This is a genomic window from Rosenbergiella sp. YN46, assembly GCF_036620675.1.
Taxonomy (GTDB): Bacteria; Pseudomonadota; Gammaproteobacteria; order Enterobacterales; family Enterobacteriaceae; genus Jejubacter.
Genome location: NZ_JAZHEE010000003.1, coordinates 61065 through 83273, shown reverse-complemented (window position 1 = coordinate 83273; position 22209 = coordinate 61065). Strand labels below are relative to the sequence as shown.

Here is a 22209-nt window from a genome sequence, read left to right as displayed (position 1 = left end):
GTATGCCGATTCAGCTCTTACCGCCGCAGTTGGCGAACCAGATCGCTGCGGGCGAAGTGGTGGAACGGCCGGCATCGGTGGTTAAAGAGCTGGTGGAAAATAGCCTTGATGCCGGCGCGACCCGCATCGATATCGATATTGAGCGCGGCGGCGCAAAGCTTATCCGCATTCGCGATAATGGCTGCGGCATCAATAAAGAGGAGCTGTCGCTGGCTCTGGCTCGCCATGCCACCAGTAAGATAGCCACGCTCGACGATCTGGAGGCGATTATCAGCCTCGGTTTTCGCGGCGAGGCGCTGGCCAGTATCAGTTCGGTTTCCCGGCTGACGCTCACTTCCCGCACCGAAGCCCAGCAGGAAGCCTGGCAGGCTTATGCCGAAGGGCGTGAGATGGCGGTGACGGTAAAACCGGCGGCGCATCCTGTGGGAACCACGCTGGAAGTGCTGGATCTGTTCTATAACACTCCGGCGCGTCGCAAGTTTCTGCGCACGGAAAAGACCGAATTCGGCCATATCGACGAAGTGGTGCGGCGCATCGCGCTGGCGCGCTTCGATGTCGCTATTAATCTGACTCATAACGGCAAACTGGTGCGTCAGTACCGGGCGGTTCAGGAAGGCGGTCAGCGCGAGCGGCGTCTGGGCGCGATTTGCGGCGCCGCCTTTATGGAACAGGCGCTGGCCATTGAGTGGCAGCATGGCGATTTGGCCCTGCGGGGCTGGGTGGCGGATCCCCGCGGTACCGACGCTTCGTGCGCTGAAATCCAGTACTGTTACGTTAACGGACGCATGATGCGCGATCGTCTGATCAATCATGCCATTCGCCAGGCCTGCGAAGAGGGGAGAGGTGATGCCGGTCAGCCTGCCTACGTGCTCTATCTGGAGGTGGACCCTCATCAGGTGGACGTGAACGTTCATCCGGCCAAGCATGAAGTACGTTTTCATCAGTCGCGGCTGGTACACGATTTTATCTACCAGGGCGTGTTGAGCGTCCTGCATCAGCAGACCGAAAGCCTTCTTCCACTGGAAGAAACCGGGAAGGCAGCATCGCCGCGCTGGCAGCCGGAAACCCGAATATCTGCCGGCGAGAACCACTTTTCCCGCCCGGCCAGGGAGCCTGAAGCAGGCTATCGCGCATCAACCGCCCCTGCGACAACAGAAGCGCGAAGCAGCAGTGGCTCGGCAGGGGGACGCAGTCAGAGTTCGGGCGACTGGCCCCATGCCGCGCCGGGCTATCAGAAACGCCAGGGCGCGCTGTATCGCCAGTTACTGGATACGCCCCGGGAAGTGGCAGCAGAGACGGCTTCTCCGCCGCCGCAGGAGGCCGCGCTGGCGGCTCACAGCCAGAGCTTCGGCCGGGTGCTGACCGTCATTCAGAACGAACTGGCGCTGCTGGAGCGCGACGGCGCGTTGATGCTGCTGTCGCTGCCGGTAGCGGAACGCTGGTTGCGCCAGGCTCAGTTGACGCCTGGTAGCGAAAGGTTACGGGCGCAGCCGCTATTGATTCCGGTTCGTCTACAGCTTCAGGCGCCAGAGCGTGATACCCTGAAACGGTATCAGACGCAGTTGGCGGAAACTGGCGTAGAATTCGCCATCGATGCCCGGCATGTGACGGTTCGCGCGGTGCCTTTACCCTTACGACAACAAAATTTACAAATCTTGATTCCTGAACTGATAGGCTACCTGGCGCAGCAGACAGAGTGCGAAAGTTCCCATATTGGCCACTGGCTGGCTCGCCATTTAGCAAGCGAGCAAGCCGAGTGGAGCCAGGCTCAGGCGATAACGCTACTGGCCTCCCTGGAGCAGCTCTGTCCGCAACTGGTGAAATCACCGCCTGGTGGTCTGTTGCAACCTGTAGATATACATCCGGCGATGAATGCCCTGAAGCATGAGTAACGAAAGTAAGGCAGGCCTGCCTAAGGCTATTTTTTTGATGGGGCCCACTGCCTCTGGTAAGACCGCGCTGGCGATTAAGCTGCGTAGCCTGCTGCCGGTGGAGCTGATTAGCGTGGATTCGGCTCTGATTTATCGGGGCATGGACGTAGGAACGGCCAAGCCGGGGGCGGATGAGCAGGCCCTGGCGCCGCATCGCCTGCTGGATATTCTGGATCCTGCTGAAAGCTGGTCGGCTGCGGATTTTCGTCGCAGCGCGCTGGAACAGATGGCAGAAATAACGGCGTCCGGCCGAATTCCGCTGCTGGTCGGCGGTACCATGCTCTATTTCAAAGCGTTACTCGAAGGACTTTCGCCGCTGCCCTCCGCGGATCCCGCGGTGCGTGAGCGAATTGAGCGACAGGCGGCAGAGCAGGGATGGGGGGCGCTGCACCGGGAGCTTGAAGCTATTGATCCGGTGGCGGCACGGCGAATCCATCCGAATGATCCGCAAAGACTTTCCCGGGCACTGGAAGTTTTTTTCATTTCGGGTAAAACTTTAACGGAGTTGACGCAAACTTCCGGAGACGCTCTACCGTATCAGGTGCATCAGTTCGCCATCGCCCCGGCGAGCCGTGAACTGCTCCATCAGCGAATCGAGCAGCGTTTTCATCAGATGTTGGCTTCAGGTTTTGAAGCAGAAGTTCGGGCACTTTTTGCCCGCGGAGACTTGCATACGGATATGCCTTCCGTTCGTTGTGTGGGATATCGCCAGATGTGGTCATATTTGTCCGGCGAGATCGCTTACGATGAGATGGTTTATCGCGGTGTTTGTGCCACGAGGCAGCTGGCTAAACGTCAGATGACCTGGCTGCGGGGCTGGGATGGGGTGGAATGGCTGGATAGCGACAATCCCCGGCAATCTCTGCAGCGAGTGTTGCAGGTAGTTGGTGCGTGAGTACATTGAACGTGTACAATTACGGCGACTCGTGTGTGTGCAAATTTTTTAGACAGTTTTTTCAGAGCCCAAGGGTTCATGAGTACAAACAACAAGCTATAAGGAAAAGATAGAATGGCTAAGGGGCAATCTTTGCAAGACCCGTTTCTGAACGCGCTGCGTCGGGAACGTGTTCCGGTTTCTATTTATTTGGTGAATGGTATTAAGCTGCAAGGTCAGATTGAGTCTTTTGATCAGTTTGTGATCCTGTTGAAAAACACGGTCAGCCAGATGGTCTATAAGCACGCGATTTCTACTGTTGTTCCGTCACGTCCGGTATCTCATCACAGCAACAATGCCGGCGGCGGTTCCAGCAACTATCACCATGGCAACAGCAATAACGCGCAGGCGGGTTCCGCCGGGCAGCAGGACAGCGACGCAACCGAATAAGGTGGCGGGCTGTAGTTCCATGCCGGGGAACCAGTTTATCTGCGTTCCCCGCTGGTCTTTTTGAGAGGTTATACGCTTGTTTGACCGTTATGATGCCGGTGAGCAGGCGGTACTGGTACACATCTATTTTTCGCAAGACAAAGACATGGAGGATCTCCAGGAGTTTGAAGCCCTGGTCTCTTCCGCTGGTGTCGATGCTTTGCAGGTGGTGACCGGTACCCGAAAGGCGCCGCACCCGAAGTACTTTGTTGGTGAGGGCAAGGCAACTGAAATTGCCGACGCAGTTAAAGCCACTGGGGCATCAGTCGTGCTCTTTGACCATGCGTTAACCCCCGCTCAGGAACGTAACCTTGAGCGCCTGTGCGAATGCCGTGTTATCGATCGCACCGGACTGATTTTAGATATTTTTGCCCAGCGAGCCCGTACCCATGAGGGTAAGTTGCAGGTAGAACTGGCGCAGTTGCGTCATCTGGCGACGCGACTGGTTCGGGGGTGGACTCACCTTGAGCGTCAGAAAGGGGGGATTGGTCTGCGTGGGCCGGGGGAAACCCAGCTTGAGACGGACCGCCGTCTGCTGCGCAACCGTATTACACAGATCCTCTCGCGGCTGGAAAAAGTTGAAAAGCAGCGTGAACAGGGCCGACGCGCCCGTACCCGTGCCGACGTGCCGACCGTATCTTTGGTTGGTTATACCAACGCAGGTAAATCCACGCTGTTTAACCGGGTCACCGAGTCCGGCGTCTATGCAGCAGATCAGCTGTTTGCCACGCTGGATCCCACGCTGCGTCGTATCGACGTGGCAGACGTTGGTGAAACGGTGCTGGCGGACACCGTTGGTTTTATCCGTCACCTGCCCCACGACCTGGTCGCCGCCTTTAAGGCGACGCTGCAGGAGACCCGTCAGGCTACGTTGCTGCTGCACGTGATCGACGCAGCGGATCACCGGGTGCAGGAAAATATTGAAGCCGTAGAGTCGGTGCTTGAGGAAATTGATGCCAGGGAACTGCCGACGCTACTGGTGATGAACAAGATCGATATGCTGGATGGTTTTGAACCGCGCATCGATCGTGATGAAGAGAACGTACCGGTACGGGTCTGGCTTTCAGCGCAGACTGGTGACGGTTTGCCACTGCTTTTCCAGGCTCTGACGGAGAGGCTTTCCGGGGAGATAGCGCAGCATATTCTGCGTCTTCCTCCGCGAGAAGGTCGCCTGCGAAGCCGGTTTTATCAGCTTCAGGCGATAGAAAAAGAGTGGATGGAGGAAGACGGCAGCGTCGGGCTGGAGGTTCGTTTGCCCGTGGTGGAATGGCGTCGCCTCTGTAAGCAGGAACCGGCACTGGTCGATTATCTTGTTTAATCGCCTCGGCTTACCTGAAGACTTTCCCCTGAGAGGGGTATACCTGAAATATTGAATGAAGGGGATACCCAAAATAATTCAAGTTGCATCGCGACGGCAACTGAATGAATCCCCGGGCGCATAACCGTACTATGTGACCGGGGTGAGTGAAGGCAGCCAACAGAGAGGCAGCTTGAAGTATGAAGGGGATATCACCGCACAACAAATATGGAGCACATACATGGCGTGGAATCAGCCCGGTAATAACGGACAGGACCGCGACCCGTGGGGAAGCAGCAAACCTGGCGGCGACTCTGGGGGAAATAAAGGGGGCCGCGAGCAGGGGCCTCCCGATCTGGATGATATCTTCCGCAAGCTGAGCAAAAAGCTTGGCGGCTTCGGCGGCGGCAACAAAGGCGGCAGTGGGCAAGGCCCGCGCGGCCATATAGGCGGTAAGCTGGTCGGCATCGTCGCGGCGGCGGCGGTGATTATCTGGGCGGCCAGTGGTTTTTATACCATTAAAGAAGCGGAGCGCGGCGTTGTGACGCGTTTCGGCAAGTTTAGCCATCTGGTCGAGCCCGGTCTGAACTGGAAACCCACCTTTATCGATAACGTCAGGGCAGTTAACGTGGAATCAGTGCGGGAACTGGCCGCATCCGGCGTGATGCTGACCTCCGACGAAAACGTGGTGCGTGTGGAAATGAACGTACAGTACCGCGTGACCGATCCCGAACGCTACCTGTATAGCGTCACCAGCGCCGACGATAGCCTGCGTCAGGCCACTGACAGCGCGCTGCGCGGCGTGATCGGCAAATACACCATGGATCGTATCCTTACGGAAGGGCGTACCGTTATCCGTAGCGATACCCAGCGCGAGCTGGAAGAAACCATCAAGCCATACAACATGGGGATAACGCTGCTGGACGTCAACTTCCAGGCTGCGCGTCCGCCGGAAGAGGTGAAATCCGCGTTTGACGATGCCATTGCCGCCCGTGAAAACGAGCAGCAGTATATCCGCGAAGCGGAAGCTTACGCGAATGAAGTACAGCCTCGCGCCAATGGTCGCGCGCAGCGTATTCTGGAAGAGGCCCGGGCCTATAAGACCCAGACCGTTCTGGAAGCTCAGGGGGAAGTCGCGCGTTTTGCTAAGATCCTGCCGGAATACAAAGCCGCGCCGGAGATCACCCGCGAGCGTCTCTACATTGAAACTATGGAGAAAGTGCTTAGCCATACCCGGAAAGTGCTGGTCAACGACAAAGGGGGCAACCTGATGGTGCTGCCGCTTGATCAGATGCTGAAGGGCGGCGCTAAAGCGCCGGCCGCGAATTCACAGAGCAGCGATCTGCTGCGTTTGCCGCCAGCGTCGGAGTCTAACAGCAGCGCCAGCCATTCATCGTCGTCCAGCAGTGGAGACATCATGGATCAGCGTCGCGCTAACGCGCAGCGCAACGATACCCAGCGCCGGGGGGGTGAATAACGATGCGGAAGTCATTAATCGCAATCATCGTGATTGTACTGGTCGTGCTCTATGCCTCTATCTTTGTGGTGAAAGAGGGTGAGCGCGGGATTACGTTGCGCTTTGGTAAAGTGGTGCGCGACGACGAGAATAAGCCGCTGGTTTATGCGCCGGGCCTGCACTTTAAGGTGCCGTTTATCGAGTCTGTGAAGACGCTGGACGCCCGTATCCAGACCATGGATAACCAGGCAGATCGCTTCGTGACTAAAGAGAAGAAAGATCTGATCGTCGATTCTTACATTAAGTGGCGCATCAGCGACTTCAGCCGCTACTACCTGGCGACGGGCGGCGGTGATGTCTCTCAGGCCGAGGTGCTGCTGAAGCGTAAGTTCAGTGACCGTCTGCGTTCTGAAATTGGTCGTCTGGACGTGAAGGATATCGTTACCGATTCCCGCGGTCGTCTGACCATTGAGGTGCGTGAAGCCCTGAACTCCGGCTCCGCCGGTACCGAGGATGAAGTCGAAACGCCGGCGGCCGACGACGCTATCGCCAAAGCGGCGGAGCGTGTCGCGAAAGAGACCGATGGCAAGGTGCCGGTTATTAACCCGAACAGCATGGCGGCACTGGGTATCGAAGTGGTGGATGTGCGTATCAAGCAGATCAACCTGCCGACCGAGGTGTCCGAGGCGATTTACAACCGTATGCGCGCCGAACGCGCTGCCGTTGCCCGTCGTCATCGCTCTCAGGGGCAGGAAGAGGCCGAGAAGCTGCGCGCCGCGGCGGACTATCAGGTGACCCGCACGCTGGCTGAAGCCGAACGTCAGGCGCGAATGACGCGTGGTGAAGGCGATGCTGAAGCGGCGAAGCTGTTTGCCGACGCCTTTAGCCAGGATCCGGATTTCTATGCCTTTATCCGTAGCCTGCGTGCTTACGAGTCCAGCTTTAACTCTAACCAGGATGTGATGGTGCTGAGCCCTGAAAACGACTTCTTCCGCTATATGAAGACGCCGACTCATAGCTCGCGTTAATCCAGCGTCCCGCTGAGTGTGATATAAAGAGCCGGAAATTTCTCCGGTTCTTTTTTTATGTGATGGAAGGCGAATGAACGCAACAATTCTGACTGCACTGGCGTTGGTTCTGGTGCTGGAAGGCCTTGGCCCGATGCTGTTTCCCGACCTGTGGCGCCGAATGATCGGCAGTATTACCCAACTGCCTGATGGAATATTAAGGCGCTATGGCGGCGCTCTTGTGGTTGCTGGCATCGTCATCTACTACATGTTGAGGAAAACGATTGTCTGATGAATAAACCGGCATAACATGCGCGTTTTTATAGCCAAAAGGTGCTGAACATCTGCAAAACCGATGGTAGAATCCATTTTTAAGCAAACGGTGATATTGAAAAATGGGTAACAACGTCGTCGTACTGGGCACCCAATGGGGTGACGAAGGTAAAGGCAAAATTGTTGATCTTCTGACTGAACGGGCCAAATATGTTGTGCGCTATCAGGGCGGTCACAACGCAGGTCATACGCTGGTCATTAACGGTGAAAAAACCGTCCTCCATCTTATTCCCTCAGGTATTCTTCGCGAGAACGTCATCAGCATCATCGGCAACGGTGTGGTGCTTTCTCCGCAGGCTTTGCTGAAAGAGATGAAAGAGCTGGAAGATCGCGGTGTTCCGGTGCGCGAACGTCTGCTGTTATCCGAGGCCTGTCCGTTGATTCTGGACTACCATGTTGCGCTGGACGTTGCCCGTGAAAAAGCGCGCGGCGCTAAAGCTATTGGCACTACCGGTCGCGGTATCGGTCCGGCTTATGAAGACAAAGTGGCCCGTCGTGGTCTGCGCGTGGGCGATCTGTTCGATAAAGAAACCTTCGCCAGTAAGCTGAAAGAGGTGATGGAATATCACAACTTCCAGCTGGAGCACTTCTACAAGGCTTCCCCGGTGGACTATCAAAAGGTGCTGGACGATGCGATGGCAGTCGCCGACCTGCTGACCAGCATGGTGGTGGACGTATCCGATCTGCTGGATCAGGCGCGTCTGCGCGGCGACTTTATTATGTTTGAAGGTGCGCAGGGCACGCTGCTGGATATCGACCACGGCACCTATCCTTACGTAACTTCCTCCAACACCACCGCTGGCGGTGTTTCCACCGGTTCAGGTCTGGGGCCGCGTTATGTTGACTACGTACTGGGTATCCTGAAAGCTTACTCTACCCGCGTAGGCGCCGGCCCGTTCCCGACCGAGTTGTTCGATGATGTGGGCGAGTACCTGTGTAAGCAGGGTAACGAATTTGGCGCCACTACAGGTCGCCGTCGCCGTACCGGCTGGCTGGATGCCGTGGCGGTGAAACGCGCCGTACAGATCAACTCGCTGTCTGGTTTCTGCCTGACCAAACTGGATGTTCTGGACGGCCTGGAAGAGGTCAAGATCTGCGTGGCTTACCGTTTGCCGGATGGTCGCGAAGTATCCACCACTCCGATGGCGGCGGAAAACTGGGACGGCATTGAGCCTATCTACGAAAGCATGCCGGGTTGGTCTGAAAGCACTTTTGGCGTTAAAGATCGCAACCAGCTGCCGCAGGCTGCGCTGAACTACATCAAGCGTATCGAAGAGCTGACCGGGGTTCCCGTGGATATTATCTCTACTGGCCCGGATCGCAGTGAAACCATGATTTTGCGCGACCCGTACGATGCATAATCAACAGGTCGGGCGCGGTAACGCGCCCGACCTGGTTCTGGTAGGCCCATCTCTTATCCCCCGTCCGCTACAACATCCACTTTCTGTCAGGTCAGCCCAAATTAATTAGCTGCCAGGCCGATGGCTGGTTTATCATCATTATAAAGATTGCCCGGCAGGGCATAGAGCGTTTTCCCTCCCTTTACCCGAGGTTTATGTGCAGTTAACGAGTTTTACGGATTACGGCCTGCGAGCTTTAATTTATATGGCGTCTTTGCCGAAAGGGCGCATGACCAGCATCTCAGAAGTCACAGAGGTGTATGGTGTCTCCCGTAATCATATGGTGAAGATCATCAATCAGCTTAGTCGGGCTGGTTATGTGACCGCAGTGCGCGGTAAGAACGGCGGCATCCGTTTAGGTAAACCGGCGCATGAAGTCCGCGTGGGCGACGTGGTTCGCTCCCTGGAACCGCTGACTCTGGTTAACTGCAGTAGCGAGTTTTGTCATATAACACCGGCCTGTCGTCTTAAACTGGCGCTCTCTCAGGCGGTGCAAAGCTTCCTTCAGGAACTGGATAACTACACGCTGGCCGATTTAGTGGATGAAAACCAGGCGTTATACAAATTATTGTTGGTGGAATGACGAAAATTCCGCCAGCGGATGACAACGGAGGAACCGCAATGTCACAAGATCCATTTCAGGAACGAGAAGCCGAGAAATACACCAACCCGATTCCCAGCCGTGAATTTATTCTCGATCTCCTGTCCAAACGCGAAAAACCGGCCAGCCGCGACGAGCTGGCCCACGAACTGAAGATTGAAGGCGAAGAGCAGGAAGAGGCGCTGCGTCGCCGCCTGCGCGCCATGGAGCGCGACGGGCAGCTGGTTTTTACCCGCCGCCAGTGCTACGCATTGCCGGAACGCCTCGATCTGGTGAAGGGCAAGGTCATTGGTCATCGCGACGGTTATGGCTTTCTGAGAGTTGAAGGGAGCAAAGACGACTTCTATCTCTCGTCAGAAGAGATGAAGCGCTGTATTCACGGCGATGAGGTGCTGGCCCAGCCGCTGGGCGCAGATCGTAAAGGGCGTCGCGAAGCGCGCATCGTTCGAATACTGGAGCCGCGCACCGGCCAGATCGTCGGCCGCTACTTTACCGAAGCTGGCGTCGGCTTCGTGGTGCCGGACGACAGTCGCCTGAGCTTTGATATCCTGATCCCGCCGGAAGAGATTCAGGGGGCCCGTATGGGCTTTGTGGTGGTGGTTGAACTGACCCAGCGCCCGACGCGGCGCACCAAAGCGGTCGGTAAGATCGTCGAGGTGCTGGGCGATAATATGGGCACCGGCATGGCAGTAGATATCGCCCTGCGTAGCCACGACATTCCTTACGTGTGGCCGAAAGAGGTGGAGACGCAGATCTCTGGTCTGAGCGAACAGGTGCCAGAGTCGGCCAAGCAGGGTCGGGTAGATCTGCGCGATCTGCCGCTGGTCACCATCGACGGCGAAGACGCCCGCGATTTTGACGACGCCGTTTACTGCGAGAAGAAGCGCGGCGGCGGCTGGCGCCTGTGGGTGGCTATTGCTGATGTCAGCTACTATGTGCGCCCGCGCACGCCACTGGATAAAGAGGCGCGCAGCCGTGGTACGTCGGTTTACTTCCCCTCTCAGGTGGTGCCGATGCTGCCAGAGGTGCTCTCTAACGGCCTCTGTTCGCTGAACCCGCAGGTAGACCGTCTGTGTATGGTGTGTGAGATGACCATCTCCGCCCGCGGTAATCTCTCGTCGTATAAATTTTATGAAGCGGTGATGAGCTCCCACGCCCGTCTGACCTACACCAAGGTGTGGCATATCCTGCAGGGCGACGCCGAGCTGCGCGAGCAGTATCAGCCGCTGGTGAAGCCCATTGAGGAACTGCATCATCTGTACAAGACGCTGGAACAGGCTCGCGGCGAGCGCGGCGGCATCTCGTTTGAGAGTGAAGAGGCGAAGTTTATCTTTAACGCTGAACGCCGTATCGAGCGCATTGAACAGACCCAGCGCAACGACGCTCATAAGCTTATTGAAGAGTGCATGATCCTGGCGAATGTATCGGCGGCGCGCTTTGTGGAAAAACACAAAGAGCCGGCGCTGTTCCGGGTACATGACCGTCCGACTACCGAAGCGATCAACGCGTTCCGTTCGGTACTGTCGGAGCTGGGACTGGAGCTTCCGGGCGGCAATAAGCCGCAGCCGGGCGACTATGCGGCACTGCTGGATTCCATTGCCGATCGCCCCGATCACGAAATGCTGCAGATTATGCTGCTGCGTTCCATGAAACAGGCGATCTACGATCCAGAAAACCGCGGCCACTTCGGGCTGGCGCTCTCTTCCTACGGCCACTTTACGTCGCCGATCCGCCGCTATCCCGATCTGCTGCTGCATCGCACTATCAAATATCTGCTGGAAAAACAGCGGAACGAAGAGGCGCATGCGGGGCAGACCGGCAGCTGGCACTACAGCATGGAAGAGATGCTGCAACTGGGCGACCACTGTTCGATGACCGAGCGTCGCGCTGACGAAGCCACCCGCGAAGTGGCGGACTGGCTGAAGTGCGACTTTATGCTGGATCAGGTGGGGAACACCTTTAGCGGCGTTATCTCCAGCGTGACCGGTTTCGGTTTCTTTGTGCGGCTGGATGAACTGTTTATCGATGGTCTGGTGCATGTCTCTTCGCTTGATAACGATTACTACCGCTTCGATCAGGTGGGCCAGCGTCTGATTGGCGAATCCGGCGGCCAGACCTACCGGTTGGGCGATCGCGTGGAAGTGCGGGTGGAAGCGGTCAATATGGATGAGCGTAAGATCGACTTTTCGTTGATCTCCAGCCAGCGCGGTGTGCGCGGGGCGGGAAAGACCGCGCGTGATAAAGCGAAAAGGAGCACAGGCAAAGGTAAAAGCGGCGGGCGCCGCGATGCCAGCCGTCGGGTCAATTTCGAACCGGACAGCGCTTTTCGCGACAGCAAAAAATCAGAAAGCAAATCCGGGAAGAAGTCGGATAAAGGGAAGAAAGGCAAAAAACCGTCGGCGAAAACCCGTAAGATAGCCGCCGCCGCGAAAGAGAAGCGCGCGAAGAAGAAAGCGGACCAGGCCCCTCAATAGGGCTCCATCCTCTGATCCCCTCTCCCTTTCGGGGAGGGGAAGTTTATTAAACAGAATGTATAACGAGTAGTCTTCATGAGTGAAACCATCTATGGTATCCACGCCGTTCAGGCTTTGCTGGAACGCGCGCCGGAACGCTTTCTGCAAGTTTTTGTCCTGAAAGGGCGCGATGATAAACGTTTGCATCCGCTGATTCAGGCGCTCGAAGCGCAGGGCGTGGTGATTCAGATGGCCAACCGCCAGTGGCTGGATGAGAAGTCCGACGGTGCAGTGCACCAGGGGATCATTGCGCTGGTGCGTCCCGGGCGTCAGTATCAGGAAAACGATCTGCCGGATCTGATCGCCGCCGTCGCTCAGCCTTTTCTGCTGATCCTGGACGGCGTTACCGATCCCCACAACCTGGGCGCCTGCCTGCGTAGCGCCGACGCGGCCGGCGTTCACGCGGTTATCGTTCCCAAAGATCGTTCTGCTCAACTGAACGCGACGGCGAAGAAGGTGGCCTGCGGGGCGGCGGAAACCGTTCCGCTGATCCGCGTAACCAACCTGGCTCGCACTATGCGCATGCTTCAGCAGGAGAATATCTGGATTGTGGGAACCGCAGGCGAAGCCTCCCATACGCTTTACCAGAGTAAGCTGGTGGGGCCGCTGGCGCTGGTTATGGGCGCAGAAGGCGAAGGTATGCGCCGTCTGACTCGCGAGCACTGCGATGAGCTTATCGGCATCCCAATGGCGGGCAGCGTTTCGTCGCTCAACGTATCGGTCGCGACCGGCGTATGCCTGTTCGAAGTCGTCAGACAGCGCGGCTGAATAACAGGAGCCATTCAGGGTGAATGGCTCCTGTCTGTATATTCAGTATGCCAGTCGGAATTTTTCCATGATGTATTCTCCTGAAAGAACTGGCGCATATTGAGAAGGATTGTCAGGGGTTGAACAGCCGGGAATGCTCTCAATAACGGCATCAAAATTGGGTTGATGGAAAAAAGCGATAGAGTACCAGTTTTGAACTGGCATATTCGCGTGGGGGATTGACGACTCTGTGCACTGTGCTGACCCAGCGATTATTTGTCCATATTGCCATGAGATCGCCAATATTAATCACAAATGAGCCAGGAACATTCGGGACATCCTGCCATTCTCCCTGCAACCTGTAGTCCTCCTGGCGCTTCGTCTCGCTGAAGAATCGTCAGACTCCCCCAGTCACTATGTTTACCCTTGCGGAGCTGTCCGGGAGCGGGGGCTTGTTTCTGCGCCGGATAGTAATTAGCGGTCAGATTTGTCATATGGCGGTCTATCTGCTTATCAAACCAGTTTTCCGGTAGGTTAAGCGACAATGCAAACAGTTGCATAATTTCCCGGGCCAGTGTTTCCATTGCCTGATAGTAAGCGCGATAGTTTTGTTCAAAATGGGCAATCCGGGGCCACTTATTGGGATAACCAATTCGTCTGGCTATTTCGCCGGGAACATCATCGACACCGCCAGGATCGCCTGGCCGACTGATAGTATAGGTTTCAGCCAGATCTGGATTTTGTCGTTCCAGGGTGGCCTGAGAGGGATCATTGGTTGCTGCTACGCTGCCATCCCGTCCAAAACCGCGCATCAGGGGATCGTCCTGATCGCTAAGTAAGCTTGCTTTCTCTTCGTGTGAAAGGGCGAAAAAATCTTTTGTTGATTGTCTGACATTATTAACAATTTTGTCAGGGACACCGTGTCCGGTAATCACAAAGAAACCACTGGATTCACAAGTTTGTCCAATCGCCCTGGCGACTGCCAGACGACTTTCACGGTCTCCCTGGCGTGCGGGTCTCAGATTAATGACAGGAACAAAACCTTCAAATTGTATGATGGTATTTTTATCAGCGATATTATTCATCAATAAGGGCCATGGATAGCGTCTCCGGTTTGTGTAGGTTTACTATCCTTAGAAGGCTTAATTTATTCATCAAACATGGTCAAATACTGACCACCTGAATACCTTCTGAGAAATGAGCGTTGATGATAATTTTGTCCATACTTAAGCCATCGCCACATTTATGGAGGGATTCCTGTGATGCAATGGCAAACTCACACCGTTTTTAATCAACCCACTCCGTTACACAACAGTAACCTCTTTCTGTCCGACTGCCCGTTGCGCGAGGCGGTCAGGCGCGAGGGGGGCGGTTGGGATAATGACGTACTCGCCAGTATTGGTCAGCAGTTGGGAACCGCCGAATCGCTGGAGCTTGGCAGGCTGGCGAACGTCAATCCACCCGAGCTGTTGCGCTACGATCCCGGTGGACGGCGGCTGGATGACGTACGTTTCCATCCGGCCTGGCATTTGCTGATGCAGGGGCTGTGCGCTAACCGGGTGCATAATCTGCCGTGGCAGGAGGATGCCCGTAAAGGCGCCTTTGTGGCCCGGGCGGCGCGCTTTATGCTGCACGCCCAGGTGGAAGCGGGCACGCTCTGTCCTGTGACCATGACCTTTGCCGCGACACCGCTGCTGATCCGCCACCTGCCTGCGGCGTTTTCCGACTGGCGAAAATCGCTAATGAGCGATCGCTACGATGCCCATCTGCTGCCCGGCAGTCAGAAACGAGGGTTACTGATCGGCATGGGAATGACCGAAAAGCAGGGCGGTTCCGATGTGCTGAGTACGACCACTCAGGCCACCCCTTTCGAACGACGTGGCCCTGGCGAAGCCTATCGGCTGGTGGGGCACAAATGGTTCTTTTCGGTACCGCAGAGCGATGCCCATCTGGTGTTGGCCAGAACTGAAGGGGGCATTTCCTGTTTCTTTGTGCCGCGCTTCCTGCCTGACGGCCAGCGTAATGCCATCCGGCTGGAGCGTCTGAAAGACAAGCTGGGTAATCGCTCTAACGCCAGCGCTGAGGTGGAGTTTCAGGATGCCACAGGTTGGCTGATTGGCGAAGAGGGTGAGGGCGTGCGGCGTATTCTGGAAATGGGGGGAATGACGCGTTTCGACTGTGCGCTTGGCAGCCACGGCTTGATGCGCCGGGCATTTTCCATCGCGCTTTATCATGCCCACCAGCGCCAGGCTTTCGGAAAGGCGCTCATCGACCAGCCGCTGATGCGCCAGACTCTGGGGCGGATGGCGTTAACTCTGGAGGGGCAAACTGCCTTTCTGTTCCGGCTGGCCCGGGCCTGGGAGGGGGGAAACGACGAGCAGGAGCACGCCTGGCGGCGGCTGTTTACGCCGGCGGCCAAGTTTACTCTCTGCAGGGACGGCATTCCCTTTGTGGCTGAGGCCATGGAAGCGCTGGGGGGAATTGGTTACTGCGAAGAGAGCGAGCTGCCGCGTCTGTATCGTGAAATGCCGGTGAACAGCATCTGGGAAGGCTCCGGCAACATTATGTGTCTGGATGTCTTGCGGGCGCTGGCCACCCGGAGTGGTATGATGGAGATGCTGAAATCGGAATTTGACGAGGTGAAAGGCCAGAGCCGTCATTTCGATCGCGCCTGGCGCCAGCTGCAGCGACGGCTGGCCAGTCCACGTGAAGAGTACGGTCAGGCGATTGCCCGGCAGCTGGCTCTGCTGGCAAGCGGTGCTCAGTTGCTGCGCCATCTTTCGCCGCCGCTGGCCGAAGCCTGGTGCAGAATGCGGCTGGATTCACGCGGCGATATGCCGTTGCCGGAACGTCAACTGGAGGATTTACTGCTGCGGGCATCAGGAGGCGTGCACTAGCGAAGGAAGGGGAACGGCCCTGTCAGATGAGTGGATTGAGCAGGGCCGTTGTCAGAGCGTCGTCTGTTCAGGCATAGAGTATCGCCTGCACGCGCCAGTTGTCCGGAACCTGATTTTCCTGAACCCGAACAATGCGGTAGTAAGAGGCGCCCTGTTCATCCGCCTTCTGCGCCACAATATGTTCCATATCCTGCATATCTTCACTGAGTGCATTCACCCAGATGGTGCCTATCTCATTCAGACCGGTCACCCGGTCAGCGCGCGCTTCTTCAGCAGAGCGCGCAAAGGGAGTGATCAATCCGACAGACGACAATACGGCGGGTAGTACCAGCGTTCGTGTCATAAGCAGCTCCTTTTCATATACCCCGGTCTCAGGGTCTTCCTTGATTAACTTCGTCCTTTGTTGCCGCAGGTCTGGCTTCCATTGTGCACACGAAACGATAAGTGCGTGCAAAGACATGTAAGACTAGGAAAAGGGTGCGTGTCCTGGATCACGATACAGCACTGCCTGTATGTACCATTGGCCCGGTACCACCGTTTCATCATTCATGACGATAACGTAGTAATCGGCGCCAGCGGCCACGGCCTTGTTATAGATGGCTGCTTCACCGTCCGAGGGGGCACCCCTGACGATAGCGCTCGCCGAACCGATTCTTTGCAGCCCCTGAGTCTGATAGCGCTGAATTTGTTGGGGCCGATCGCTTACCGGCGGCGGTGGCTGCGGCGTTCCCTGAAGTACGGAACAGGCCGTCAGGGAGAGCGTCAGCAGCACGGATACAAACCATCGTATAAACATTGTCCATTTCCTTTTAGGAATTATTGTAGCCAGTAGATACGGTATCACCAGGGACGGGATCGCAATTCTGTTAACCAGAACGGCTTCAGGTTACCGTTTGGCAACAATTGATCCTCCGTTACGTAACAGAGCTTGCCTGCGCCAGGAATCTGCGTGGAAGTGGGCTCCAGAGCGCGGATACCAGGGGGGGCCGGGCCATCATGATTGATGCTATTGGGTATGGTGAGCACTTTTTCGGGGATGGTGAAGGGCGAATGGGGCATGTGTGGCAGACATTGCGGCGTAATTTTGAGGCCTTCCCGGCACCGGCCGCCGCACCGGAAACCCGGGGCTGGACGGTAATCTGCGCTGCGAATAGCACAAGGGCGTGCGACGCCATATCACGCGCAGAAACGCTGGCATATACGGTGTTTTTTCACCCGGCTCTCAGGAGCGGAGGTCAGAGCCGTGGAACGGGCGATATGCCGGGCCCCTGCGCCATGGATTGTTGTAAATCCTCTGGCGTTTCACTTGCAGGACTCGCCAGGGGGGCGTCGGCGCCATTGCGGTTAATGTAGATAACCCCCAGGCTCTGGACGTCATCCATATTGCGCGCCAGCGCCTGGGGCGACTGTGCGCTAATAACGGCGACAACGGGCGCGGATAGCATAAGCATCAGCGCGGCGATAAGTAAGATCAGGGTTTTCATCATGATGCGCTCCACGACTGCGTGAGCGGCGCTCCCGTTCCTGTGGCGCCCCGCTCGCTGTGAACCGGCGATCGTTGAATCCTTCGCTATGCGATAACGAAGCGATATAATCACTATACGTAAGTAATTATAGATTTCCCGATGCAGCGATTGTGGCGATGAGTGCCTTTATTTCGTCTTTTTATGTCAGAGCGGCGTTGAGTTTGTAACCGGCTCCCGGTAGAATGACGCGTCAATTTTTCAGCCGAACTAAACACGTTCCTTGCCTCCCCGGGACCCGGCTGACCCAGACAGGAGGCTGAATAATCCGTAAGGAGCAAAATCGATGCGTCATTACGAAATCGTTTTTATGGTCCATCCTGACCAGAGCGAACAGGTTCCGGGCATGATCGAGCGTTACACCGGTATCATCACTGGTGCTGAAGGCAAGATCCATCGTCTGGAAGACTGGGGCCGTCGTCAGCTGGCTTACCCGATCAACAAACTGCACAAAGCGCACTACGTTCTGCTGAACGTGGAAGCTCCGCAGGAAGCGATCGATGAGCTGGAAACCAGCTTCCGTTTCAACGATGCCGTTATCCGCAGCATGGTCATGCGTACCAAGCACGCTGTGACTGAAGCTTCCCCGATGGTTAAAGCGAAAGATGAGCGCCGCGAGCAGCGTCGTGAAGAGAGCGCTTCTACCAGCGATAACACTGAAGCCTCTAATGCTGGGGATTCTGAAGAGTAATTACTGATGGCCAACCGTCTGGCGCTGTCCGGTACCGTGTGTCGGGAGCCCCTTCGAAAGGTCAGTCCATCAGGTATTCCTCATTGCCAGTTCGTGCTTGAGCACCGTTCAGTGCAGGAGGAGGCCGGTTTTCACCGGCAGGCGTGGTGCAGAATGCCGGTTATCGTTAGCGGGCAGGACAACCAGGCCATTACTCACAGTATAACGGTCGGCACGCACATCCTTGTTCATGGCTTTATCAGCTGCCATCAGGCGCGAAATGGGCTAAATAAACTGGTATTGCATGCCGAACAGATTGAATTGATAGATTCTGGAGACTAGCCAAATGGCACGTTATTTCCGTCGTCGCAAGTTCTGCCGTTTCACCGCGGAAGGCGTTCAAGAGATCGACTACAAAGATATCGCTACGCTGAAAAACTACATCACCGAAAGCGGTAAGATTGTCCCGAGCCGTATCACCGGTACCCGTGCAAAATACCAGCGTCAGCTGGCCCGCGCTATCAAGCGCGCGCGCTACCTGTCTCTGCTGCCGTACACTGATCGTCATCAGTAATCGGCCACGGTCCATTAATACGACTTTGAGAGGATAAGGTAATGCAAGTTATTCTGCTTGATAAAGTAGCAAACCTGGGTAGCCTGGGCGATCAGGTAAATGTTAAAGCGGGTTACGCACGTAACTTCCTGGTTCCTCAGGGCAAAGCTGTCCTGGCAACCAAAAAGAACATCGAGTTCTTCGAAGCGCGTCGCGCTGAACTGGAAGCCAAACTGGCTGAGGTTTTGGCGGCAGCTGAAGCTCGCGCTGAGAAAATCAACGCGCTGGGTTCTGTCACCATCGCGTCTAAAGCGGGCGACGAAGGCAAGCTGTTCGGTTCTATCGGTACTCGCGACATCGCTGATGCTGTTAGTGCAGCGGGCGTTGAAGTGGCCAAGAGCGAAGTTCGTCTGCCGGAAGGCGTTCTGCGCGTTACCGGTGAGCACGAAGTTAGCTTCCAGGTACACAGCGAAGTATTCGCTAAACTGAACGTGAACGTGGTTGCTGAATAAGCTAAGCGTTTCGTTTAAGTAAAAAAGCCGACCTTTGGGTCGGCTTTTTGCATTTAGGATGGGCGTTAGCGCACTCGCAGGAAGCTACCGTCCGGCTGGCGGGTAAATAATACCTGCTGCTCACTGCCTTCAACCGTCAGACCGGTTACCACGCCGCCTGCGTTCTGACGGATCTTTACTACCTGGCCCTGTTGCAGGCTGCTTAATGGTTTGCTTTGTCCTTCAACCTTCGCCATGGCGTAAACGTCCGCCGGCGGTAGACCGTGGTCACGGAACAGCTGCGCCAGGGTTTTACCCGACTCTACGCGGTAGCTGCGCCACTGCTGTTCGATATCGTTGTTCTGATAGGGAATGGGCGCCTGACTTTCTTCCTGCTCCTGCACTTCGGCGGACTCCGTCGGCAGCGTCGCCTGCTGACCGGGTCGGGCAGAAGCATGGTCGCGGTTATTCACCACGGAAGGCTCAGGGGAAGGCGCTTTATTATCCATATGCAGCTGCGCTTCGCGGGAGTCGCTGTTCGGCTCTGGCGCGGAGTCTGCGCCGGGCAGCAGAATGCCGATAACAATCAGCAGCGCGCCAAGAATAATACCGCGGCGATGCATGGGCGGTAGGGGATCCATCAGGCGAACCTGGTCCGGGGCGTGCCAAATCCGCGCCAGAATGGGGTTATTTATGACTCGCTTTGGCATGCGGCCTCCTGCTCCGTGAAAAATGTTTGCACCATGCCGTGTCCCGATGGTTGGCGTGGCATAGCCTGTCCGGCGCCACGTCTGTCTTTTAGTATAGACCGCTAACTGCTTGATGCAGGTAGCAATGTCAGGTTCCGTGACCCTATCCTCGCTATTGTTTCTCTTTCGCGCTGATTTGTCATCACCGATGAGCATTTTACCCGACGCGACCTGGCTGATATGCTGCCCGCTAATTTTCATAAATCGCAATAAAGGAAAAGCCATGACGACCCCTTCTTTTGAAAGCGTAGAGGCGCAAGCAAGTTACGGTATTGGTTTACAGGTGGGCCAGCAACTGCGTGAGTCCGGTTTGCAGGGACTGCTGCCGGAAGCTCTGCTGGCAGGCCTGCGCGACGCGCTGGAAGGGAACGCACCGGCAGTCCCGGTTGATGTGGTTCATCGCGCCCTGCGTGAAGTGCACGAACGTGCAGACGGCGTACGCCGTGAACGCCAGCAGGCCATGGCGGCAGAAGGGCAGAAATTCCTGGAAGAGAATCAGAAGAAAGAAGGCGTCAGCACCACCGAGTCTGGCCTTCAGTTCCGGGTTATTACTCAGGGCGAGGGCGCGATCCCTTCCCGTCAGGATCGCGTACGTGTTCACTATACCGGTAAGCTGATTGACGGCACCGTGTTCGATAGCTCCGTCGCCCGTGGCGAACCGGCTGAATTCCCGGTGAGCGGCGTTATTGCCGGTTGGATCGAGGCGCTGACCCTGATGCCGGTCGGCTCCAAATGGGAACTGGCGATTCCTTACCAGCTGGCTTACGGTGAGCGCGGCGCTGGCGCGTCTATCCCGCCATTCAGCACCCTGGTGTTCGAAGTCGAGCTGCTGGATATTCTGTAATAGCGCAGCGTAATGCCACGAAAGAGGCGGGCCACTGGCCCGCCTCTTTTTGTTTGGTCGTTTCAGGTCATCTTAATTTGTTATTTTACTTTGCGGCGGCCTTACCAGACTGTATGAACGCCGGCGCAGGACAATATCGCCGCTAAATCCGAAGTTTCGTTTTATTTTTTCAGTGAATGTATAATTTTATTTTGCAAATCCCCTTGTCAGGGGTATTTTTGTGAGTCATTTCGCGAAATGAGAATAACTTAATACTAAGTTACAACGAAATATTAACATTTTATTGAATATAGAGTAAGAAGTGCTTTACGACTGGTTATACCCGATAAACCATCCGACGTAAGTTCGCAGGACTGATTAAGGGCCATCAGAGCCCGACAAAACACAACACAAGTACAGGAAAATAACATGGTAGATGAGGTAAAGAGCGTGGATGGACAGGTATCTGACGATCCCGCTGAACGTTCGCTACGGCGTAATCTAAGCAACCGCCATATTCAACTGATTGCGATCGGTGGCGCCATTGGCACCGGTCTGTTTATGGGATCGGGAAAAACCATTAGCCTTGCCGGGCCGTCGATTATTTTTGTCTACATGATTATCGGCTTTATGCTGTTTTTCGTGATGCGGGCCATGGGGGAACTGCTGCTCTCTAACCTGCAATATAAATCTTTTAGCGACTTCGCCGCCGATCTCCTCGGACCGTGGGCGGGTTACTTCACCGGCTGGACTTACTGGTTCTGCTGGGTGGTGACGGGGATGGCCGATGTCGTAGCGATTACCTCTTATGCCCAGTTCTGGTTTCCCGGCCTGTCGGACTGGGTGTCGTCGCTGGCGGTGGTGCTGGTGCTGCTGAGTCTGAATCTGGCGACCGTGAAGATGTTCGGGGAAATGGAATTCTGGTTCGCGATGATTAAAATCGTCGCCATCGTGGCGCTGATAGTGGTGGGGCTGGTGATGGTGCTGATGCACTTCCAGGCGCCATCCGGCGTACAGGCGTCGTTTACCCACCTGTGGAATGACGGTGGCTGGTTCCCGAAAGGCATCAGCGGCTTCTTTGCCGGGTTCCAGATAGCGGTCTTCGCCTTTGTGGGGATTGAGCTGGTGGGAACCACCGCGGCGGAAACCAAAGATCCGGAAAAGACGCTGCCGCGGGCGATCAACTCCATTCCGCTGCGTATCATCATGTTCTACGTCTGCGCGCTGATCATTATCATGTCGGTTACCCCCTGGAGCTCGGTGGTGCCGAACAAGAGCCCGTTTGTGGAGCTGTTCGTGCTGGTCGGGCTGCCGGCTGCCGCCAGTATCATTAACTTCGTGGTGCTGACGTCCGCGGCCTCTTCGGCTAACAGCGGGGTCTTCTCTACCAGCCGTATGCTTTACGGCCTGGCTCAGGACGGCGTGGCGCCTCAGCGCTTTGCCCGCCTGTCGCGCCGCGCGGTACCGGCATCCGGTCTGACCTTCTCCTGTATCTGCCTGCTGGGCGGCGTGGTATTGATCTATCTGATTCCGGATGTGATGAAGGTCTTCACCATGGTGACCACCGTTTCCGCCATTCTGTTTATGTTCGTCTGGACCATTATCCTCTGCTCTTACCTGGTCTACCGTAAGCGTAGCCCGGAGCTGCACCAGAGGTCGGTGTACAAAATGCCGATGGGGAAACTGATGTGCTGGGTTTGCATGGCGTTCTTCGCCTGCGTGATCGTACTGCTGACGCTGGAGCAGGATACCCGTCAGGCGTTGATGGTCACGCCTCTCTGGTTTGCGGTGCTGGGACTGGGCTGGCTGATGCTGCGCCGTAAGGCGACGCGCTAACCCGTAAAAAAATGGCCCC

General features: G+C 56.2%; 24 protein-coding genes. 18 read left to right on the top strand and 6 right to left on the bottom strand.

Going from position 1 to position 22209, the window contains the following annotated elements; translation table 11 throughout:
- Positions 1-2 precede the first annotated feature (2 nt).
- From mutL to rlmB, 11 genes are all read left to right on the top strand, one after another.
- Positions 3-1892, top strand: a complete 1890-nt coding sequence (gene mutL, locus V3W49_RS03760) for a DNA mismatch repair endonuclease MutL (RefSeq protein ID WP_500143786.1) — start codon at positions 3-5, stop codon at positions 1890-1892.
- The gene (miaA, locus tag V3W49_RS03755) at positions 1885-2826 is read left to right on the top strand and encodes a tRNA (adenosine(37)-N6)-dimethylallyltransferase MiaA (protein ID WP_500143785.1); all 942 of its coding nucleotides are present in this window, start codon (positions 1885-1887) and stop codon (positions 2824-2826) included. Before mutL ends, miaA begins: the two co-directional genes overlap by 8 nt.
- Before the next feature lie 114 nt (positions 2827-2940).
- Positions 2941-3255, top strand: coding sequence for an RNA chaperone Hfq (gene hfq / locus V3W49_RS03750; protein WP_138095458.1), 315 nt, complete (start codon positions 2941-2943; stop codon positions 3253-3255).
- A gap of 76 nt (positions 3256-3331) precedes the next feature.
- Positions 3332-4612: a ribosome rescue GTPase HflX gene (gene hflX / locus V3W49_RS03745; RefSeq protein WP_500143784.1), complete on the top strand. Its 1281-nt coding sequence runs from the start codon at positions 3332-3334 to the stop codon at positions 4610-4612.
- A 220-nt stretch (positions 4613-4832) separates the two neighbouring features.
- On the top strand, positions 4833-6068 hold the full coding sequence (gene hflK, locus V3W49_RS03740) for an FtsH protease activity modulator HflK (protein WP_500143783.1): 1236 nt from the start codon (positions 4833-4835) through the stop codon (positions 6066-6068).
- A gap of 2 nt (positions 6069-6070) precedes the next feature.
- Complete coding sequence (hflC, locus tag V3W49_RS03735) at positions 6071-7075, top strand: protease modulator HflC (protein ID WP_500143782.1); 1005 nt, start codon at positions 6071-6073, stop codon at positions 7073-7075.
- A gap of 73 nt (positions 7076-7148) precedes the next feature.
- Positions 7149-7346 (top strand): DUF2065 domain-containing protein, encoded by a 198-nt coding sequence (locus V3W49_RS03730; RefSeq protein WP_500143781.1) that lies wholly within the window; start codon positions 7149-7151, stop codon positions 7344-7346.
- 103 nt (positions 7347-7449) lie between these two features.
- Complete coding sequence (locus tag V3W49_RS03725; RefSeq protein ID WP_500143780.1) at positions 7450-8748, top strand: adenylosuccinate synthase; 1299 nt, start codon at positions 7450-7452, stop codon at positions 8746-8748.
- Positions 8749-8944: 196 nt separating this feature from the next.
- Positions 8945-9370 (top strand): nitric oxide-sensing transcriptional repressor NsrR, encoded by a 426-nt coding sequence (gene nsrR, locus V3W49_RS03720; RefSeq protein WP_500143779.1) that lies wholly within the window; start codon positions 8945-8947, stop codon positions 9368-9370.
- Between the two features lie 38 nt (positions 9371-9408).
- Entirely contained in the window at positions 9409-11862 is a 2454-nt protein-coding gene (rnr, locus tag V3W49_RS03715) for a ribonuclease R (protein ID WP_500143778.1), read from the top strand.
- A gap of 75 nt (positions 11863-11937) precedes the next feature.
- Positions 11938-12669: a 23S rRNA (guanosine(2251)-2'-O)-methyltransferase RlmB gene (rlmB, locus tag V3W49_RS03710; RefSeq protein ID WP_500143775.1), complete on the top strand. Its 732-nt coding sequence runs from the start codon at positions 11938-11940 to the stop codon at positions 12667-12669.
- 151 nt (positions 12670-12820) lie between these two features.
- Here rlmB and V3W49_RS03705 read toward each other — a convergent pair whose 3' ends face one another.
- Both V3W49_RS03705 and V3W49_RS03700 read right to left on the bottom strand, forming a co-directional pair.
- Positions 12821-12961, bottom strand: coding sequence for a hypothetical protein (locus V3W49_RS03705; RefSeq protein WP_500143774.1), 141 nt, complete (start codon positions 12959-12961; stop codon positions 12821-12823).
- Positions 12954-13733: a 2-oxoglutarate and iron-dependent oxygenase domain-containing protein gene (locus tag V3W49_RS03700; protein ID WP_500143773.1), complete on the bottom strand. Its 780-nt coding sequence runs from the start codon at positions 13731-13733 to the stop codon at positions 12954-12956. Before V3W49_RS03700 ends, V3W49_RS03705 begins: the two co-directional genes overlap by 8 nt.
- Positions 13734-13910: 177 nt before the next feature.
- Here V3W49_RS03700 and V3W49_RS03695 point away from each other — a divergent pair, with 177 nt between their 5' ends.
- Positions 13911-15545 (top strand): isovaleryl-CoA dehydrogenase, encoded by a 1635-nt coding sequence (locus V3W49_RS03695; RefSeq protein ID WP_500143771.1) that lies wholly within the window; start codon positions 13911-13913, stop codon positions 15543-15545.
- 67 nt (positions 15546-15612) lie between these two features.
- Here the strand turns inward: V3W49_RS03695 and V3W49_RS03690 are convergent, their stop codons facing one another.
- The 3 genes from V3W49_RS03690 to V3W49_RS03680 form a co-directional block, all read right to left on the bottom strand.
- Positions 15613-15888 carry a YdgH/BhsA/McbA family protein gene (locus V3W49_RS03690; protein ID WP_500143770.1) on the bottom strand — a complete coding sequence of 92 codons (276 nt, stop codon included), beginning with the start codon at positions 15886-15888 and terminating at the stop codon, positions 15613-15615.
- Between the two features lie 123 nt (positions 15889-16011).
- The gene (gene bsmA, locus V3W49_RS03685; RefSeq protein WP_500143769.1) at positions 16012-16341 is read right to left on the bottom strand and encodes a biofilm peroxide resistance protein BsmA; all 330 of its coding nucleotides are present in this window, start codon (positions 16339-16341) and stop codon (positions 16012-16014) included.
- Between the two features lie 439 nt (positions 16342-16780).
- Positions 16781-17032 (bottom strand): hypothetical protein, encoded by a 252-nt coding sequence (locus tag V3W49_RS03680; protein WP_500143767.1) that lies wholly within the window; start codon positions 17030-17032, stop codon positions 16781-16783.
- Positions 17033-17354: 322 nt separating this feature from the next.
- Between V3W49_RS03680 and rpsF the strand changes: the two genes are divergently transcribed.
- The 4 genes from rpsF to rplI are packed head-to-tail and all read left to right on the top strand — an operon-like array spanning position 17355 to position 18803.
- Entirely contained in the window at positions 17355-17759 is a 405-nt protein-coding gene (gene rpsF, locus V3W49_RS03675) for a 30S ribosomal protein S6 (RefSeq protein WP_500143766.1), read from the top strand.
- A gap of 6 nt (positions 17760-17765) precedes the next feature.
- Positions 17766-18080 carry a primosomal replication protein N gene (gene priB, locus V3W49_RS03670; protein WP_500143765.1) on the top strand — a complete coding sequence of 105 codons (315 nt, stop codon included), beginning with the start codon at positions 17766-17768 and terminating at the stop codon, positions 18078-18080.
- Positions 18081-18084: 4 nt separating this feature from the next.
- A complete protein-coding gene (gene rpsR, locus V3W49_RS03665) occupies positions 18085-18312 on the top strand; it encodes a 30S ribosomal protein S18 (RefSeq protein ID WP_000135199.1) in 228 nt (75 codons plus the stop codon).
- A 41-nt stretch (positions 18313-18353) separates the two neighbouring features.
- The gene (gene rplI, locus V3W49_RS03660) at positions 18354-18803 is read left to right on the top strand and encodes a 50S ribosomal protein L9 (RefSeq protein WP_500143760.1); all 450 of its coding nucleotides are present in this window, start codon (positions 18354-18356) and stop codon (positions 18801-18803) included.
- 65 nt (positions 18804-18868) lie between these two features.
- Here rplI and V3W49_RS03655 read toward each other — a convergent pair whose 3' ends face one another.
- Positions 18869-19492, bottom strand: coding sequence for a LysM-like peptidoglycan-binding domain-containing protein (locus tag V3W49_RS03655; protein WP_500143759.1), 624 nt, complete (start codon positions 19490-19492; stop codon positions 18869-18871).
- 262 nt (positions 19493-19754) lie between these two features.
- Between V3W49_RS03655 and bamJ the strand changes: the two genes are divergently transcribed.
- The gene (gene bamJ, locus V3W49_RS03650) at positions 19755-20375 is read left to right on the top strand and encodes a BamJ family beta-barrel-assembly machinery protein (RefSeq protein ID WP_500143757.1); all 621 of its coding nucleotides are present in this window, start codon (positions 19755-19757) and stop codon (positions 20373-20375) included.
- A 408-nt stretch (positions 20376-20783) separates the two neighbouring features.
- Complete coding sequence (gene cycA / locus V3W49_RS03645) at positions 20784-22190, top strand: D-serine/D-alanine/glycine transporter (RefSeq protein WP_500143756.1); 1407 nt, start codon at positions 20784-20786, stop codon at positions 22188-22190.
- Positions 22191-22209: the final 19 nt, after the last annotated feature.

What these genes read in the sequence shown, in the direction of transcription:
- V3W49_RS03700 (WP_500143773.1), bottom strand. Translation starts at nt 13,733, where the DNA reads ATGAATAATATCGCTGATAAAAATACCATCATACAATTTGAAGGTTTT.
- mutL (WP_500143786.1), top strand. Translation starts at nt 3, where the DNA reads ATGCCGATTCAGCTCTTACCGCCGCAGTTGGCGAACCAGATCGCTGCG.
- miaA (WP_500143785.1), top strand. Translation starts at nt 1,885, where the DNA reads ATGAGTAACGAAAGTAAGGCAGGCCTGCCTAAGGCTATTTTTTTGATG.
- bsmA (WP_500143769.1), bottom strand. Translation starts at nt 16,341, where the DNA reads ATGTTTATACGATGGTTTGTATCCGTGCTGCTGACGCTCTCCCTGACG.
- rpsR (WP_000135199.1), top strand. Translation starts at nt 18,085, where the DNA reads ATGGCACGTTATTTCCGTCGTCGCAAGTTCTGCCGTTTCACCGCGGAA.
- rlmB (WP_500143775.1), top strand. Translation starts at nt 11,938, where the DNA reads ATGAGTGAAACCATCTATGGTATCCACGCCGTTCAGGCTTTGCTGGAA.
- rpsF (WP_500143766.1), top strand. Translation starts at nt 17,355, where the DNA reads ATGCGTCATTACGAAATCGTTTTTATGGTCCATCCTGACCAGAGCGAA.
- rplI (WP_500143760.1), top strand. Translation starts at nt 18,354, where the DNA reads ATGCAAGTTATTCTGCTTGATAAAGTAGCAAACCTGGGTAGCCTGGGC.
- hflK (WP_500143783.1), top strand. Translation starts at nt 4,833, where the DNA reads ATGGCGTGGAATCAGCCCGGTAATAACGGACAGGACCGCGACCCGTGG.
- rnr (WP_500143778.1), top strand. Translation starts at nt 9,409, where the DNA reads ATGTCACAAGATCCATTTCAGGAACGAGAAGCCGAGAAATACACCAAC.
- V3W49_RS03725 (WP_500143780.1), top strand. Translation starts at nt 7,450, where the DNA reads ATGGGTAACAACGTCGTCGTACTGGGCACCCAATGGGGTGACGAAGGT.
- priB (WP_500143765.1), top strand. Translation starts at nt 17,766, where the DNA reads ATGGCCAACCGTCTGGCGCTGTCCGGTACCGTGTGTCGGGAGCCCCTT.
- V3W49_RS03695 (WP_500143771.1), top strand. Translation starts at nt 13,911, where the DNA reads ATGCAATGGCAAACTCACACCGTTTTTAATCAACCCACTCCGTTACAC.
- cycA (WP_500143756.1), top strand. Translation starts at nt 20,784, where the DNA reads ATGGTAGATGAGGTAAAGAGCGTGGATGGACAGGTATCTGACGATCCC.
- hflC (WP_500143782.1), top strand. Translation starts at nt 6,071, where the DNA reads ATGCGGAAGTCATTAATCGCAATCATCGTGATTGTACTGGTCGTGCTC.
- V3W49_RS03690 (WP_500143770.1), bottom strand. Translation starts at nt 15,888, where the DNA reads ATGACACGAACGCTGGTACTACCCGCCGTATTGTCGTCTGTCGGATTG.
- V3W49_RS03655 (WP_500143759.1), bottom strand. Translation starts at nt 19,492, where the DNA reads ATGCCAAAGCGAGTCATAAATAACCCCATTCTGGCGCGGATTTGGCAC.
- bamJ (WP_500143757.1), top strand. Translation starts at nt 19,755, where the DNA reads ATGACGACCCCTTCTTTTGAAAGCGTAGAGGCGCAAGCAAGTTACGGT.
- V3W49_RS03730 (WP_500143781.1), top strand. Translation starts at nt 7,149, where the DNA reads ATGAACGCAACAATTCTGACTGCACTGGCGTTGGTTCTGGTGCTGGAA.
- V3W49_RS03680 (WP_500143767.1), bottom strand. Translation starts at nt 17,032, where the DNA reads ATGATGAAAACCCTGATCTTACTTATCGCCGCGCTGATGCTTATGCTA.
- hfq (WP_138095458.1), top strand. Translation starts at nt 2,941, where the DNA reads ATGGCTAAGGGGCAATCTTTGCAAGACCCGTTTCTGAACGCGCTGCGT.